At 65.0% G+C, this 15,388-nt stretch carries 14 protein-coding genes; 5 read left to right on the forward strand and 9 right to left on the reverse strand.

Annotated elements, in window-relative coordinates; genetic code table 11:
* Positions 1-189: 189 nt before the first annotated feature.
* Positions 190-2,304, forward strand: a complete 2,115-nt coding sequence (locus ACODSP_RS10735) for a transglycosylase domain-containing protein (protein ID WP_488965589.1) — start codon at positions 190-192, stop codon at positions 2,302-2,304.
* A gap of 80 nt (positions 2,305-2,384) precedes the next feature.
* On the opposite strand, the gene ACODSP_RS10740 is transcribed toward ACODSP_RS10735, so the two are convergent.
* Positions 2,385-3,482 (reverse strand): alkene reductase, encoded by a 1,098-nt coding sequence (locus tag ACODSP_RS10740; RefSeq protein WP_488965590.1) that lies wholly within the window; start codon positions 3,480-3,482, stop codon positions 2,385-2,387.
* A gap of 230 nt (positions 3,483-3,712) precedes the next feature.
* Here ACODSP_RS10740 and ACODSP_RS10745 point away from each other — a divergent pair, with 230 nt between their 5' ends.
* Positions 3,713-5,005, forward strand: a complete 1,293-nt coding sequence (locus ACODSP_RS10745) for a hemolysin family protein (RefSeq protein ID WP_488965591.1) — start codon at positions 3,713-3,715, stop codon at positions 5,003-5,005.
* A gap of 30 nt (positions 5,006-5,035) precedes the next feature.
* Here the strand turns inward: ACODSP_RS10745 and ACODSP_RS10750 are convergent, their stop codons facing one another.
* Positions 5,036-5,593, reverse strand: a complete 558-nt coding sequence (locus tag ACODSP_RS10750) for a GNAT family N-acetyltransferase (RefSeq protein ID WP_488965592.1) — start codon at positions 5,591-5,593, stop codon at positions 5,036-5,038.
* Positions 5,594-5,810: 217 nt separating this feature from the next.
* Here ACODSP_RS10750 and ACODSP_RS10755 point away from each other — a divergent pair, with 217 nt between their 5' ends.
* Positions 5,811-6,095 carry an acylphosphatase gene (locus tag ACODSP_RS10755; RefSeq protein WP_488965593.1) on the forward strand — a complete coding sequence of 95 codons (285 nt, stop codon included), beginning with the start codon at positions 5,811-5,813 and terminating at the stop codon, positions 6,093-6,095.
* Positions 6,096-6,415: 320 nt separating this feature from the next.
* Here ACODSP_RS10755 and ACODSP_RS10760 read toward each other — a convergent pair whose 3' ends face one another.
* Both ACODSP_RS10760 and lexA read right to left on the reverse strand, forming a co-directional pair.
* A complete protein-coding gene (locus tag ACODSP_RS10760) occupies positions 6,416-6,640 on the reverse strand; it encodes a hypothetical protein (RefSeq protein ID WP_054166090.1) in 225 nt (74 codons plus the stop codon).
* Between the two features lie 103 nt (positions 6,641-6,743).
* The gene (lexA, locus tag ACODSP_RS10765; protein WP_488965594.1) at positions 6,744-7,490 is read right to left on the reverse strand and encodes a transcriptional repressor LexA; all 747 of its coding nucleotides are present in this window, start codon (positions 7,488-7,490) and stop codon (positions 6,744-6,746) included.
* A gap of 372 nt (positions 7,491-7,862) precedes the next feature.
* Here lexA and ACODSP_RS10770 point away from each other — a divergent pair, with 372 nt between their 5' ends.
* The gene (locus ACODSP_RS10770; RefSeq protein WP_488965595.1) at positions 7,863-9,542 is read left to right on the forward strand and encodes a methyl-accepting chemotaxis protein; all 1,680 of its coding nucleotides are present in this window, start codon (positions 7,863-7,865) and stop codon (positions 9,540-9,542) included.
* Positions 9,543-9,554: 12 nt separating this feature from the next.
* Here ACODSP_RS10770 and ACODSP_RS10775 read toward each other — a convergent pair whose 3' ends face one another.
* The 5 genes from ACODSP_RS10775 to ACODSP_RS10795 form a co-directional block, all read right to left on the reverse strand.
* The gene (locus tag ACODSP_RS10775) at positions 9,555-10,754 is read right to left on the reverse strand and encodes a molybdopterin molybdotransferase MoeA (protein ID WP_488965596.1); all 1,200 of its coding nucleotides are present in this window, start codon (positions 10,752-10,754) and stop codon (positions 9,555-9,557) included.
* A gap of 242 nt (positions 10,755-10,996) precedes the next feature.
* Positions 10,997-11,482: a cyclic pyranopterin monophosphate synthase MoaC gene (gene moaC / locus ACODSP_RS10780; protein ID WP_488965597.1), complete on the reverse strand. Its 486-nt coding sequence runs from the start codon at positions 11,480-11,482 to the stop codon at positions 10,997-10,999.
* Positions 11,479-12,297: an indole-3-glycerol phosphate synthase TrpC gene (gene trpC, locus ACODSP_RS10785; protein WP_488965598.1), complete on the reverse strand. Its 819-nt coding sequence runs from the start codon at positions 12,295-12,297 to the stop codon at positions 11,479-11,481. The genes moaC and trpC overlap by 4 nt, the downstream gene beginning before the upstream one ends.
* Positions 12,294-13,319: an anthranilate phosphoribosyltransferase gene (gene trpD / locus ACODSP_RS10790; RefSeq protein ID WP_488965599.1), complete on the reverse strand. Its 1,026-nt coding sequence runs from the start codon at positions 13,317-13,319 to the stop codon at positions 12,294-12,296. The genes trpC and trpD overlap by 4 nt, the downstream gene beginning before the upstream one ends.
* 19 nt (positions 13,320-13,338) lie before the next feature.
* Complete coding sequence (locus ACODSP_RS10795) at positions 13,339-13,941, reverse strand: anthranilate synthase component II (RefSeq protein ID WP_488965600.1); 603 nt, start codon at positions 13,939-13,941, stop codon at positions 13,339-13,341.
* A 184-nt stretch (positions 13,942-14,125) separates the two neighbouring features.
* Between ACODSP_RS10795 and ACODSP_RS10800 the strand changes: the two genes are divergently transcribed.
* Positions 14,126-15,376, forward strand: coding sequence for a divergent polysaccharide deacetylase family protein (locus ACODSP_RS10800; protein WP_488965601.1), 1,251 nt, complete (start codon positions 14,126-14,128; stop codon positions 15,374-15,376).
* Positions 15,377-15,388 lie beyond the last annotated feature (12 nt).

Below are 15,388 nucleotides of genomic sequence, written 5' to 3' on the forward strand. Positions count from 1 at the left end.
CGCCGATTTCCCGCGGATTACGCTTCGCTAATCCGCGCTACGGTTGGAAATGGGGCTTCTCCCGCCCCACACATGCCGCCGCATCATCCCTGAAATCGCCGCAATGGGGGTGCATCAGCTTGTGGGGTTGGTGCCAGGGCCCTATCCTGGCTGCCAATCCCGATAAAGCCCCTTTCCGGACCCCATGCCTTGAGCAGCCTGAACGCGCCCACCCGTTTCCGTCCCGCCGCCGCCCCGGCCAAGCGCGGCCCGTCCGGCCCCACCCCGCCGGGCGGGGGCAATGGCGGTGCCGGCGGCCAGCCCAAGGATAAGCAGCCGCGCAAGGCCGGCCCCCGCAAAAGCTGGGGCAAGCGTATCCTGTCGGGTCTGATCGTCACCGGCATCTGGGGCCTCATCGTCGCGGCGGGCACCGTCGCCTATGTCGCGCATGACATGCCCAGCATTTCGGAAGTGGCGGAGGCATCGCGCCGGCCCGCCATCACCCTGGTCGCCCTGGACGGGACGGAGTTTCAGCGCCTGGGCGACCTGCGCGGCGAAACGCTGGATGTCGGTCAGTTGCCGCCGCATTTCGTGCAGGCCCTGGTCGCCACCGAAGACAGGCGGTTCTTCAGTCATTTCGGTGTCGATCCGCTCGGCATCCTGCGCGCCGCCTATTCCAACTATCGCGCCGGGCGTACCGTTCAGGGCGGGTCCACCCTGACACAGCAGCTGGCCAAGAACCTGTTCCTGACGCCTGACCAGAATTTCAAGCGCAAGGCACAGGAAGCGCTGCTGGCGGTGCAGCTGGAGGCGACCTACAGCAAGGAACAGATCCTCACCGCCTATCTGAACCGCGTCTATCTGGGGGCCGGCACCTTTGGCGTGGATGCCGCCGCCCGCACCTATTTCAACAAATCGGCGCGTAATCTGACATTGCGCGAATCGGCGATCATTGTCGGCCTGTTGAAGGCGCCGTCACGCTATGCCCCCACGGCCAGCCTAAACCGCGCGACGCAGCGCATGGGCGTGGTGCTGCGCGCCATGCTGGACGAGGGCTATATCAATCAGGCGCAGTTCGACGCCGCCATGGCCGCCCCGCCGCCCCCGCCCCGCAAGGAGAGCGAGGATGGCGATGGCCGTTACTTCGCGGGCTGGGTGGCCGATCAGTTGCCGGCCTTTGTCGGCGCCGACCATGGTGACCTGATCGTCTACACCACCTTTGATCCCGGCCTGCAGCGCGCCGCCGAACAGAAGGTGACGGAGATGCTGCGCGGACCGGGGGCAGACGCCAAGGTCAGCCAGGCCGCCGCCCTGATAATGACGCCGGAGGGTGCAATCCGCAGCATGATCGGTGGCAAGGATTATTCCAGCAGCGAGTTCAACCGCGCCACCCAGGCCCTGCGCCAGCCCGGCTCTGCCTTCAAACCTGTTGTCTATCTGACGGCGCTGGAGGAAGGCTGGAACGAGTACAGCACCATCCTGGACGCGCCTTACCGCAAGGGCAAATGGAACCCCGGCAATTATGACGGTCGGTTCCGGGGCGATGTCAGCCTGCGTGATGCGCTGGCCAATTCGCTGAACACCGCCACCATTCGGCTGGCCGAGGCGGTGGGCATCGACAATGTGCGCCAGACGGCCAAGCGTCTGGGCCTGACAACGCCGATGCGCCGCGACCTGTCGCTGGCGCTTGGCACGTCGGAAGTGACGTTGCTGGACCTGACGGGCGCCTATGCCACGCTGGCCAATGGCGGGGAAGCGGTGATCCCCTATGGCATCCTGGAAATCCGCGACATGAATGGCGGCATCCTGTACCAGCGTCAGGGATCGTCGGCGGGTTATGCCGTTGCCGCCCCGGATGTGGAGGCGATGAACCGCCTGCTGCTAGGCCCCGTCATCCGTGGTACCGGCAAGGCGGCCAATCTGGACCGCCCGACAGTGGGCAAGACGGGCACGACCCAGGATTACAAGGATGCCTGGTTCATGGGCTACACCGCCGATCTGGTGGGCGGCGTCTGGCTGGGCAATGATGATGGCGCGCCCATGAAGAAGGTGACGGGCGGCGGCCTGCCGGCCAAGCTGTGGCATGCCATCATGATGGAGGCGCATCAGGGCCTGCCGCCGCGCGACCTGCCCGGCCTGAATGGCAGCCCGGCCACCACGAATGAGCTTCCGCCCGCCCCCGACATGCCGGTGGCCAGCGAGGTGCCCGCCGACGGCACCGTCATGCAGACCGCCGAAGGCACCCCGCCCGCCGAACCGCCGGCATCGGAAGAAGGCGGTGATCCCATCGGCAACCTGCTGCGGCGGCTGACGGGAAAGCAATAGGCCACTCCTCCCCCCGCCGGGCCGCGGATTAGGCGCAAGCCGTAATCCGCGAAAACCCCGCCGCCGGCCCTACCCCAAACTCACGCCGCGTCCAGCGCCGGATAATCCAGATACCCCCGCTCATCCCCGCCATAGAAGGTGGCGCGCTCGGCCTGGGCCAGCGGGGCGTTGCGGCGGAACCGTTCCACCAGATCGGGGTTGGCGATATAGGGCACGCCAAACGCGATGGCATCCGCCGCACCGTCACCGATCAGCCGGTCTCCGACCTCCCGCGTGATGCCGCCATTAAGGATGAACGGCCCCTTGAAGGTCTGGCGCAGCAGGCCGGCCACGCGCTTGGCGCCCGGCGGCGGGCTCATATTGTGGTCATCGACCAGCGGCTCAATGACATGCAGGAAAGCCAGATTAAACCGGTTCAGCTGTTCGGCCGCATAGCCGAAGGTGGCCGCCGGATCGCTGTCCGACATACTGTGATAGGCACCGTTCGGGCTGAACCGGATGCCGACGCGACCGCTGCCCAGCACATCGGTGACCGCCGCCACCACTTCCAGCATGAAGCGGTTGCGGTTCTCCACCGATCCGCCATAGCGATCAGTGCGCTGGTTGGTGCCGCTGCGGATGAACTGATCGATCAGATAGCCGTTGGCGCCATGCAGTTCCACCGCATCAAACCCGGCTGCCTTGGCATTCTCGGCGGCTTTCGCGAAATCGGCCACGATGCCCGCAATCTCGTCGATTTCCAGGGCGCGCGGCGTCTCGTAATCCAGCATGCCCTGCGGGGTGAAGGCCTGACCATCCGGCTTCAGGGCCGACGGGGCCACCGGCAGCGCCCCGCCCGGCTGCAGCACCCGGTGCGACAGACGCCCCACATGCCAGAGCTGGGCCGCGATGCGGCCACCGGCGGCGTGAACCGCATCGGTCACGCCGCGCCATCCGGCAACCTGTTCGGGGCTGTAGATGCCAGGCGTGAAGGCATAGCCCTGACCCTGCTGCGTGATCTGGGTACCTTCGGTGATCAGCAGGCCGGCGCTGGCCCGCTGCACATAATATTTGGCGGTGGCCGCATTGGCGACATCGCCCAGGCCTGCGCGCGACCGGGTCATGGGCGCCATGATGACGCGGTTGGGAAGCTCGACATCGCCCAGCATGAAGGGCGACAAAAGATCGGGTTTGCTCATTTTCAAAAGGCCCCTTTGGGGAAGGTTGCGGTGCGTCACGGCCATTGCGGCGGCGCACCAGGTCATGGACCTTGATGTAATGGAGGAGCGCCCGGCGGCAAGTGACAGCGGTCACCACCCGAACTTTCGTTACGAAACGACGACAGGCAATGATGACCACTCGCATTTCGCGTGCAATGCGATAGGATGTGGCGCGGGCCGCACTGGGCCCACGTCACATAACAGAGAAGATGGTTTCGCTCGAACTCGCCGCGGTCCTGTTCCTGATTCTGTTGAACGGGTTCTTCGCCATGTCGGAAATGGCCGTTGTTTCGGCCCGGAAAATCCGGCTCCAGCAAATGGCGGAGGAAGGGCGCCGGGGTGCCGCCGCAGTACTGCTTTTGCAGGAAGACCCGTCGCGCTTCCTGTCCACGGTGCAGATCGGCATCACGCTGATCGGCGTCATCAACGGTGCCGTGGGTGGTGCCACCCTGGCCGAACGCCTGTCACCCGTGCTGGAAGCCATCCCGGCCTTCGCCGGATATGGTGAGACGCTGGCCATCGCCATCGTCGTCATGATCATCACCTATCTGTCGCTGATCGCGGGCGAGTTGGTGCCCAAGCGCATCGCGCTGAACAAGGCGGAGGCCATTGCCTGCTTCGCCGCCCCCATCATGCGCTACCTCTCCCGCGCCACCGCGCCCTTCGTCTGGCTGCTGGGTGCCAGCACGGAGGCGATGCTGAAGCTGCTGCGCGTGCCGGAAAAGGCCGAGCAGACGGTGACGGAAGAAGAGGTGAAAAGCCTGATCGCCGAGGGCACGGCCAGCGGCGTGTTCGATCCCGGCGAAAAGCGCATGATCGAAGGCGTCATGCGTCTGGCCGACCGCACCGTCCGTTCCCTCATGACCCCGCGACCGGAGGTGATGTGGCTGGACATCGATGACGAGCCGGAGAATATCAAGCGGGAAATACGGGAGGCCGGGCACAGCCGCTTCCCCGTCTGCCGCGGTGATTTCGACGATGTCATGGGTGTGGTCCATACCAAGGACCTGCTGCACAGCCTTTTGCAGGGCGGTAAGTTCGACCTGCGCGCAGTCGTGCGCGACGCCCTGATCGTGCATGACGGCACGGAGGTGATGCGCCTGCTGGACCTGTTCAAGCAGTCAGGCGAGCATATGGCCATCGTGGTGGATGAATATGGCACCGTGGAGGGCATCGCCACCCTGACCGATGTGCTGGAAGGCATTGCCGGCGAACTGCCCGACGATGGCGGGGAAGACAGCGACATCGTGCGGCGCGAGGATGGGTCCCTGCTGATCGACGGCATGATGGCCGTGGAAGAGGTGGAGGCGCATCTGGGCCTGAAAAGCCTGCGGGACGAGGATAGCGGCTATCACACGCTGGCCGGCTTCCTGCTGTTCAAGCTGGGCCGCATCCCCACCGCCGGCGAATATGCCGATCATGACGGCTATCGTTTTGAAGTGGTCGACATGGATGGGCGCCGCATCGACAAGGTCCTGGTCAGCCCCACGCCGGATGCGTGAGGGCGAACAGCGCCCTGCGAAGGCAGTACCCTACCCTTCCACCGGCGGGTCGGCGGCCAGACGGGCCAGCGGAACCAGATCAGTCCAGCCATAGGCCACTTCCATCAGATGGGCGCCCGCGAAACTGATCGTCTGTTCGGCCAGCATTTGCCCGCCCAGCCGTTCATAGAAATATCGGGACGGATTCTCACGCAGCACCCAGACCATGGCCGCCTGGGTGCCGGCGGCCAGGAAATGCTGGGCCATGGCGGCCAGCAGGCGGCGGCCCATGCCCATGCCCTGGGCCTGATCGATCAGGTAGAGCGCGTAGAACTCCCCGCCAAAGCCCGGCAGGCCCGTGCGCTGTGGCCCGCAGGAGGAAAAGCCGACGATACGACCCGCGCTGGACGCGACAAAGGTGCTCCGCCCCCGTGGCGGCGCACCGGTCAGCAGCCCACGCCAGCGCTTTTCATGGGTCGCCGTGGAAAGGCCCACCAGATAACGCTCGGGCAACATGCCGGGATAGGTGGATCGCCAGCTCTCGACATGCACATGCGCGATGCCCGGGGCATCGGATATAGTCGCGGGACGGATCAGGCTGGCGGTCATGCCCCCTCCGGATAGGTCATCATGCTCTCTGCCGCACAGACTGTCGGCTGAGAGCAGGTCTTACAATCCCCCAAGGCGTCGCCGCCGTGTGCAGTCACTGGAAAACCGGGCCGTTCCATGCTGCCCCAGAAACGTGGACTTGGCGAGGGTGATTGACAAGTGCCGCCCGCTTGGGCTGGATAGGTCCAAAGAGAGCGAGACATTCATGACAAATCCCATGGAAGACAGGCGCGCCGTCAGCGTCATCGTGACGGGCCGCGTCCAGGGTGTCTGGTACCGCGGCTGGACCGTGGAACAGGCCCGCGCCCGGCAACTGGATGGCTGGGTCCGCAACCGCACCGATGGCAGCGTGGAGGCCCTGTTCGCGGGCCACAGCACCGATGTCGATGCCATGCTGGACGCCTGCTGGAAAGGTCCGCCCAACGCCATCGTCATCAATGTGAAGGTTGCGGAAAGCGCCGATCCCGGCCTAACCGGTTTTGATCAGCGCCCCACGGAATGAAGGGGACGCGCCGCCACCAGGCGGCGCCTAGAACAGTTTTACGCGGACTGGAAACGCCCTACCCTTCGTCATCCCGGCTTGCGCTCATAGGCGCTAAGTTATGGGTTTGATGTATCGAATTGGTTCGCTTTCTTCGTCATCCCGGCGAAAGCCGGGACCCAGCGAGAGCAGCGAGAGCTGCGACATGACTCATATCGGCGCTAACCGCGCCTTGACGCTGGGCCCCGGCTTTCGCCGGGATGACGAAGGGTGGGGATTCAATCTGTACCTGACAGCCCTGTTGGCCCGGTCACTCGGAGTGCAGAGCCCTCCAACCTGACCTACCGCCCACCCAGACAGCCTTTTTCCACCGATTGCGCGGCCAGCTCCTGGAACCGGGACAGATAGCGGCCATCGGATGCCATTGCGGGATCGCGGATCGTATCGGCATTCAGCTGCCGCAGCTCATTATCAATGCGCTGACACGGGCTGGCGCAGGCCGAAAGCAGCACGAGCAAAGGTGCAAGCGGCAGCAGCCGCCAAGGGGACAGGGCCAGGACATGCATGGGGCAGCACCATTCCAGACAGGGACAACAATCCCCAATCTGGACGCGGCACCCGGCGAAACCGGGGCCGGCCCATGACAGGATTAAGGCGCGTAACGCCCGCTCAATACTGACGGATCAGGCCGACCAGACGGCCTTGCACATTCACGCGGTCGGAACCGAAAACGCGGGTTTCGTAACTTGGGTTGGCCGGTTCCAGGGCGATGGAATTTCCCTTGCGGCGCAGGCGCTTCAAGGTCACTTCCTGTTGATCGACCAGGGCCACCACGATGGTGCCATTCTCCGCCGTTTCGCAGCGCTGGATGATGACCGTATCACCATCCAGGATGCCAGCCTCGATCATGCTGTCGCCGGCCACTTCCAGTGCGTAATGGTCACCCGCCGCCAGCATGGAGGCTGGGATATCGATGGTCACCGAATTGTCGCGCATCGCCTCGATCGGCAGGCCGGCGGCAATGCGGCCATAAAGCGGTAGGGCCACCGCTTCGGCATCGTTGCTGGCCTGGCGACCGGGCAGGCTGTTGCGAAAATCGCCCTTGATGACGTTGGGCTTAAAACGTGGCGACACGTCCGCCGTGGCGGGTGTCGGTGCGGATACCGGGGCGGCGGGCGCTGCCTTGGCCTTGGGCATCGGCTTTTCCGGCAGGCGCAGCACCTCCAGCGCGCGGGCGCGGTGGGGCAGACGGCGGATGAACCCGCGTTCCTCCAGACCTGTGATCAGGCGGTGGATGCCGGATTTGGATTTCAGACCCAACGCGTCTTTCATCTCGTCAAAAGAGGGGGAAACCCCGCCCTCGTTCAGGCGTTCATTGATGAAGAACAGCAGTTCCTGTTGCTTGCGCGTCAGCATGACATCCCCTCACCCGCGACGATGACCGCCCATCCGGCACCGTCATTGTGACCGACATCACTATAGAACAATAACGGAACGCCAGGCAATGTTCTATTTTGGTTCGCATCGGCTGCACGTTGCAGGATGTGGATCGGCCAACCCGACTACAACCTGTCGGGATAATTATCCTTTGCTAATAATCACACTATTCCGAATGTTATATAGACACCGCAGATAGTTCGGGATAATAACCATTCCAATGAAAGCGAGACCTTGAAAAGGTCTAATCCTTCGGGCCCTTTATAGATAAATCTCGTTGGGATTGCCGGTTTCGGGCCAAATTTCAGCTATCGCCGTCAATTCGAATTCTCAGAAGCGGGAAAAATCAGAATGTCTTTTTCATTTGGACGCAATGAGACTGCAAAATTCTCTGCTTTACATAAAGCAATCGATATTTCTCAATGCATTATCGAATTTGATCCGACCGGCGTGATATTGGATTCCAACCAAAACTTTCTCGATGCGCTTGGATACTCTCTGGCCGATATCGTTAACAAACACCATCGCATGTTCTTGAAAGTTAGCGATCACCAACAGCAGAGCTACAGGGATTTTTGGGATCACTTGGCGCGCGGGGAATTTCAATCGGGCGTGTTCCGCCGGATTGACCGGCACGGCCGGGATATCTGGATACGTGCGACCTACAACCCTGTTCTGGACCGCGCCGGACGGGTGATCCGGGTGGTGAAGCTGGCCAGTGACATCACTGACGCCGTTCACCGCAACGCCGACATGGCCGGCCAGATTGCCGCCATCAACCGCACCCAGGCCGTGATCGAATTCACGCCGCAGGGTGAGGTCCTGACCGCGAACGAGAATTTCCTGAATGCGCTGGGCTATTCCCTGTCGGAGATCAAGGGCAAGCATCATCGGCAGTTCATGTCGGCGGAGGAACGGGAGACGCCGGACTATCGCCATTTCTGGGAAAAGCTTGCCGCCGGTGAGTTCTTCGGTGGGGAGTTCCGCCGCGTCCGGCGCAATGGCAGCGACATCTGGATTCAGGCCACCTACACCCCCATTCTGGATACCGACGGAAATGTTGCCAAGGTGGTTAAGTTCGCGACCGATATCACCGAACAAAAGCGCCTGAACAGCGACCGGGCCAGCCAGTTGGAGGCCATCGCCAAGAGCCAGGCGGTGATCGAATTCACGCTGGACGGCACCATCGTCAGCGCCAATGAGAATTTCCTGTCGGCGCTGGGTTACCGTGCCGGGGAGATTGAGGGCCGCCACCATTCCCTGTTCATGCCGGAGGGGGAGCGAGACAGCGCCGATTACCGTGCCTTCTGGCAGAAGCTGGCGACGGGCGAGTATCAGGCGGGCGAATTCCGGCGCCGTGCCAGGGATGGCCGGGATGTCTGGATTCAGGCCTCTTACAACCCGATCCTGGGGCTGGATGGCAAGCCCTACAAGGTCGTGAAATATGCCACCGATGTGACGCGGCAGGTGCTGGCCCGCCAGCGCAGCGAATATGTGTGCGGCATGATGGAAAGCGTGGCCGCCGGGGCGGAGGAGATGAACGCCTCCATCCGCGAGATTGCCGACAGCATGCGCAAGTCGCGCGACGAGGCGGAAGCCGCCAATCGGCGCGTTGATGCCGCCGGCACGGTGACCGCGCGCCTGACCAACCTGTCGGACAGCATGGTCGATATCGTGAACCTGATCACCGGCATCACAGGGCAGATCAACCTGCTGGCGCTCAACGCCTCCATCGAGGCGGCGCGCGCCGGGGATGCCGGCAAGGGCTTCGCTGTAGTGGCGCAGGAAGTGAAAAGCCTGGCCACCCAGGCCCGCGCCGCCGCCGATCGCATCGCCGATGATATTGCCGGCCTGCGCGATACCGCCGCTGAGGTCGTCACTACCCTGGGCAGCATCCAGGGTGCCATCGGTCAGGTGAATGACTATGTCGGCTCCATCGCCGTCGCCGTGGAACAGCAGAGTGCGGTTGCCGGCGAAATGTCGGCCAACATGAACCGCGCCGCACAGGAGGCGGCGCGGATCGGGGCGTGATCCGTCACCCGGTCACAGCGCGTCCAGCGGCATCACCTGCACCCGGTCCCCGGCCTTGACCGGCGGGGCATGGGGGGCGCGCAGGATCAGGCAATCGGCCCAGGCCAGACGGCTCAACATACCGCTATCCTGTTTGGGGAACGGTTCGGCGACCAGCCGCCCCTCCCCATCGCTCGATAGCTTGGCGCGGATAAAATCGGCGCGGCTGTCATTGGCGCCCATATCACGGGCCAGCACGGCCTCGCGCAGATCGTCATCCGACGGCAACCCCTGCATGGAAAGCAGCAGCGGGCGCAAAAACAGCCAGGCGCAGACCAGGGCCGAGACGGGATTGCCCGGCAGGCCGATCATGGGCACGCCATGCATCTGCCCGAACATCAGCGGCTTGCCCGGCCGCATGGCGATTTTCCAGAAATCCAGCTCCAACCCGGCGGCGCCCAGGACGGAGCGGACCAGATCATGCTCCCCCACCGACGCCCCGCCGATGGTGACCAGCAGGTCGGTCCCCGATGCGGCGGCCACCAGGGTGGACAGGCTGTCGGCACTGTCGCCGGCAATGCCCAGATCCACCGGCTCTCCGCCCAGTTGCCGCACCAGGGCACAGAGCGCCAGCGAATTGGAGCTGACAATCTGCCCGGCGGCCAGCGTGTCGCCCGGCATCACCACCTCATCGCCGGTGGCAAGGATCGACACGCGCGGACGCCGCCGCACGCGCAGCCAGGGGACATTCATGGAGGCGGTGAGCGCCAGATCGCGTACCGTCAGGCGGCGTCCGACCGGAACGCCGACATCACCGACGCTGAAATCCTGACCCGCCGGACGCACCCAACGGCCAGGGCCACCGCCATCCCGCAAGGTGACGGTAGCGCCATGATCATCGGCATCTTCCTGCACCACCACCGTATCGGCCCCATCGGGCAGTGCCCCGCCCGTGAAGATACGCACAGCCTGCCCCGGCCCCACCATGCCCGTGAAGGGCCGGCCCGCCGGGGCTTCACCAATACGGGTCAGGGTAACGGGGAAGCTGCCTATATCGGCGGTACGCACGGCCCATCCATCCATGGCACTGACCGCCGTCGGCGGATGCGTGACGCGGGCCACCACATCGGCGGCCAGAACACGGCCCAGACCCTGGGTGATGGGCACCTGTTCAGCGGGCAGCAGCTTCGCCGCCGCCAGGATGCGGGCGCGGGCCTCGGATAGCGGGATCAATCACATGCTCCGTCTGTCGATGGACGCGACATATTGGGGCATATATCACGCCCTGCAACGGGGCAAGGGTGATGGAAGGGCGATATTTTGCAGATGGGTGTGGTTCCCTCACCCTCCCGCCAAGCGGGCGAGGGGCGATATTTTCACCCTCGCCCACGAAAGTGGGAGAGGGAGGGGCCCGAACGCGTAAGCGTTTGGGAGGGTGAGGGAGCGACGCCCCCGTCACAGCCCAAAAGCGCCCCTTAAGCCCCCGCCCCCACATAGGTCCCGCTCTTCCCACCTTCCTTGTAGGCAAGGTGAACCCCACCGATGACCATGCCCTTATCGACCGCCTTGCACATGTCATAGATGGTGAGGGCGGCCACCGACACAGCGGTCAATGCCTCCATCTCCACGCCCGTGCGGCCCTTCAGCTTCACCGTCGCCTCGATCTCCACCCTGGACCCGGCCTCGTCGATGGTGAAATCGACGGCCACCTTGGACAGCATCAGGGGATGGCAGAGCGGGATCAGGTCGGGCGTTCTCTTGGCCGCCATGATGCCGGCCAGCCGCGCCACGCCCAGCACGTCGCCCTTCTCCATGCCGCCATCGCGGATCAGGGAGAGGGTTTCCGGCTTCATGGCGATATGGCCGCGCGCGGTGGCGATGCGCACCGTTTCATCCTTGGCCGAGACATCGACCATGGCGGCGTTGCCAGCCTCATCGAAATGGGTCAGCGGGCTGTTCATGCCGCCTCGATCATCGGGGTGGAAAGCAGGGCCTTGGTCGCCGCCGTCACGTCTGGCTTGGCCATCAGGCTTTCACCGATCAGGAAGCGGCGGGCCCCGGCCTGGGCCAGGCGGGTCAGGTCGGCGGGGCTGTGGATGCCGCTTTCGGCCACCAGATGCCGGCCCGCCGGCACCATGGCCGACAGGCGCTCCGTCGTCGCCAGATCGATGGACAGCGTCTTCAGATTGCGGTTGTTCACGCCCAGCAGGCCGCCCGGCAGCTTCAAGGCGCGTTCCATTTCCGCCTCGTCATGCACCTCCACCAGGACGTCCATGCCAAGCTCAACCGTTGCGTCATACAGCTCACGGGCCAGCACATCATCCAGGCAGGCCATGATCAGCAGGATGCAGTCAGCCCCCAGCGCCCGGCTTTCCACAATCTGATAGGGATCGATCATGAAATCCTTGCGCAGGGCCGGCAGTTCCACCGCCGCCCGCGCCGCCAGCAGAAACGCGTCTTCGCCCTGGAAGTACGGCACATCGGTCAGGACCGACAGGCAGGTGGCACCGGCATCGCGGTACGCCTTCGCCAACGTCGGCGGGTCGAAATCGGCGCGGATCAGGCCCTTGGAGGGGCTGGCCTTCTTGATCTCTGCGATCAGGGCCCAGCGGCCCGAAGCGACGGTGTTTTCCAGGGCCTTGGCAAAGCCGCGCGGGGCGGCCTGAGCCTTGGCAAGGTCGGTCACCACGGATAGCGGGCGGGCCGCCTTGGCGCGGGCCACATGCTCGGCCTTGTCGGCATTGATGCGGGCCAGGACGTCGGGTTGGCTGTTCATATCGTCAACGGTGTGTTGGTGATGGAGACAAGCCGGTCCAGCGCCAGACTGGCCTGACCGGAAGCGATACAATCGGCGGCCCTGGCCACACCCGTCGTCAGGTCGGGCACGGCGTCGGCCACGACCAGGGCGGCGGCCGCGTTCAGCAGCACGATATCGCGATAGGGGCCGGTGGCACCGGACAGCACGGCGCGCAACGCGTCGGCATTTTCCTCCGGCGATCCACCGCGCAGGTCGGCCAGGGTGACGCGGGTCAGGCCTGCCTGTTCCGGCGTCACCTCAAACCGCCGCACCTGCCCATCGCGCAGTTCGGCGACATGGGTGGGGCCGGTCGTCGTGATCTCGTCCAGACCATCGGCACCCGACACCACCCAGGCGCGGGTGGAGCCAAGGTTGCGCAGCACCAGGGCCAGCGGTTCCACCCATTTCGCGTCATAGACGCCCATGAGCTGACGCTGCGCACCCGCCGGGTTGGACAGCGGCCCCATCAGGTTGAAGATGGTGCGGGTGCCCAGCTCCACCCGCGTCGGCCCGACATTGCGCATGGCGGTGTGGTGGCGGGTGGCCAGCAGGAAACCGATATTGGCGTCGAACAAGGCCCGCTTCACCAGCGTGAAATCGGCATCCAGATTGACGCCCAGCGCCGACAGCACATCCCCCGCCCCCGATTTGGAGGAGATGGCGCGATTGCCATGCTTGGCCACCGGCACGCCGCAACCGGCGATGACGAAGGCCACGGCGGTGGAGATGTTATAGGTGTGCGCCCCATCGCCGCCCGTGCCGCAGGTGTCGATGATGCCGTCCGGCGCCTCGATCTTCAGGGCCTTGGCACGCATGGCGCGCACGGCGCCGGTAATCTCCCCCACCGTTTCGCCGCGCACGCGCAGCGCCATCAGGAACCCGCCCATCTGGGCCGGTGTCGCGTTGCCCGACATGATGATGGCGAAGGCGTGTTCCGCCTCCGCATCACTCAGGGTGGCGCCGGTGGCGACCTTGGCCAGCAGCGCCTTGAAATCTCCCATATCCCCTGACATCCGGCCCTCACGCCACGCGCAGCTGCGGACCACGGGTCACGCCGGCCAGTTTCAGGAAATTGTCGAAGATCTTGTGCCCATGTTCGGACGCGATGCTTTCCGGGTGGAACTGCACGCCATGGATGGGCAGGGTCTTGTGCGACAAGGACATGATCATGCCGTCGGGCAGCCAGCTTGTCGCCTCCAGGCAGGCCGGCAGCGTTTCCTTCTCCACGATCAGGGAATGGTAACGCGTGGCCTTGAACGGGCTGGGCAGGCCTTCCATCAGGCCGCGTCCTTCATGGAACACGTCCGACAGCTTGCCATGCATCGGCTCCGGCGCGCGGATGACATTGCCGCCAAAGGCCTGACCGATGGCCTGATGGCCCAGGCAGACGCCCATCAGGGGGATCTTATGTTCCGCCGCCGCATGGATCAAAGGCAGGCAGATGCCGGCGCGGTCCGGGTCGCAGGGGCCGGGCGACAGGACGATGGCTTCCGGCTTCAAGGCCAGCGCTTCATCCACAGACAGGGAATCGTTACGCCAAACCGCCATCTCAGCGCCCAATTCGCCCAGATAATGCACCAGGTTCCAGGTGAAACTGTCGTAATTGTCGATGAACAGCAGCATGGCTCTATTCCGCTATCGGCCCCCAAGGCCTTGGACCGCGAAGCCTACAGACTGACAGCGATGATTTCCAGCCTGTGCAGCCCTGTCCCCGGCGGCGGGCGGCATTGCGGCAGGGGCATTGCGCCGGGTCCCGTATTTGTAGCAGTAAATCGTTCCAGTTCCCGTTGCCAAGGTCGCTCGCCCCATGCCGCCCCAGAAGCCCCGACCCGCCGGAAACAGCAACCGTCCCCGCACCGGCGGCAAAGGCCCTCAGCGCCCGCGCGTGCGCAACGGGGCGGGGGCCGTGAAGCGTGGCCGGGACAATCTGGTCCGCGCCCGGCGTCTGGCCCTGCTCTGGCTGTCGCGCCTGGGGACCGGCGGGCGCATCGCGCTGGCGCTGGCCGCCTTGGTGCTGGTGGCGGGGGGGATGACGGCGCTGCTGGGCCAGGAACGCTATCACCCCGTGGCCGCCGGCCCCGCCCTGACCCCGATGGAGGAAGAGGCGGACGCCAGTGGCGCGGACGAACCCGAAGATGCCAGCGACGAGGAGGCGGCGGAAACCGCCGACCTGCCCACCCGCCCCGGTGCCGCACCGCCCGTGCCCGCAACCCCGCCCAGTTTCCCCGCACAGCCGCCGGCATCGGTAGAACCCGCGACGCCCGCCGCCGCCCCACCGGCACAGGTGGCCGCCCTTCCCGCCGCACCCCCGCGCCCCCTGCCCCCGCTGGTGGCCGCACCCGCCGGTACGCCCGCCTGGAAACATTTCGCGGTGGCCGCACCCGCCCCCAATGGTCATCCGCGCATCGTGATCGTTATTGACGATATGGGCGTGGACCGGCACCGGTCGGAAAAGGTGGCCGCCCTGCCCGGCCCCCTGACCCTGGCCTGGCTGCCCTATGCCCGCGACCTGCCGCAGCAGACGGGCAAGGCCCGCGCGCATGGTCATGAACTGATCGTGCATATGCCCATGGAACCGACCGGCAAGGATGATCCCGGCCCCGGGGCCCTGCTGACCCGCCTGGATGAGGCGACCTTGCGTCAGCGCCTGACCACCAACCTGTCGTCCTTTCAGGGCTTTGTCGGCATCAACAACCATATGGGCAGCCGCTTCACCGCCGACAGCACGGGCATGGCCGTGGTGATGGCGGAACTGGGGGCGCGCGGCCTGCTGTTCCTGGACAGCCGCACAACGGCCAACACCGCCGCCGGCCCCCTGTCGGCCCATTATCAGGTGCCGATGCTGTCGCGCGACGTGTTCCTGGACCATGTGATGACGGCGCAGGGTGTGGCGGCATCGCTGGCCAAGGTCGAACAGATCGCGCGGAAGAACGGCTTGGCCATCGCCATCGGCCATCCCCACGATGTCACCATCGCGGCCCTGACCCAATGGCTGCCGACCTTGCCGGAAAAAGGGTTTCAGCTGGTACCGCTGACGGCGGCGGTGAAGGCGCGGTAAGCAGGGCCACAG

Source organism: Niveispirillum sp. FG156, from assembly GCF_057809555.1.

Bases quoted from the DNA above. Each gene is read 5' to 3' on its own strand.
- ACODSP_RS10740 (WP_488965590.1), bottom strand. From the start codon at position 3,482: ATGAGCAAACCCGATCTTTTGTCGCCCTTCATGCTGGGCGATGTCGAG.
- ACODSP_RS10745 (WP_488965591.1), top strand. From the start codon at position 3,713: ATGGTTTCGCTCGAACTCGCCGCGGTCCTGTTCCTGATTCTGTTGAAC.
- ACODSP_RS10750 (WP_488965592.1), bottom strand. From the start codon at position 5,593: ATGACCGCCAGCCTGATCCGTCCCGCGACTATATCCGATGCCCCGGGC.
- ACODSP_RS10755 (WP_488965593.1), top strand. From the start codon at position 5,811: ATGGAAGACAGGCGCGCCGTCAGCGTCATCGTGACGGGCCGCGTCCAG.
- ACODSP_RS10760 (WP_054166090.1), bottom strand. From the start codon at position 6,640: ATGCATGTCCTGGCCCTGTCCCCTTGGCGGCTGCTGCCGCTTGCACCT.
- lexA (WP_488965594.1), bottom strand. From the start codon at position 7,490: ATGCTGACGCGCAAGCAACAGGAACTGCTGTTCTTCATCAATGAACGC.
- ACODSP_RS10770 (WP_488965595.1), top strand. From the start codon at position 7,863: ATGTCTTTTTCATTTGGACGCAATGAGACTGCAAAATTCTCTGCTTTA.
- moaC (WP_488965597.1), bottom strand. From the start codon at position 11,482: ATGAACAGCCCGCTGACCCATTTCGATGAGGCTGGCAACGCCGCCATG.
- trpC (WP_488965598.1), bottom strand. From the start codon at position 12,297: ATGAACAGCCAACCCGACGTCCTGGCCCGCATCAATGCCGACAAGGCC.
- trpD (WP_488965599.1), bottom strand. From the start codon at position 13,319: ATGGGAGATTTCAAGGCGCTGCTGGCCAAGGTCGCCACCGGCGCCACC.
- ACODSP_RS10795 (WP_488965600.1), bottom strand. From the start codon at position 13,941: ATGCTGCTGTTCATCGACAATTACGACAGTTTCACCTGGAACCTGGTG.
- ACODSP_RS10800 (WP_488965601.1), top strand. From the start codon at position 14,126: ATGCCGCCCCAGAAGCCCCGACCCGCCGGAAACAGCAACCGTCCCCGC.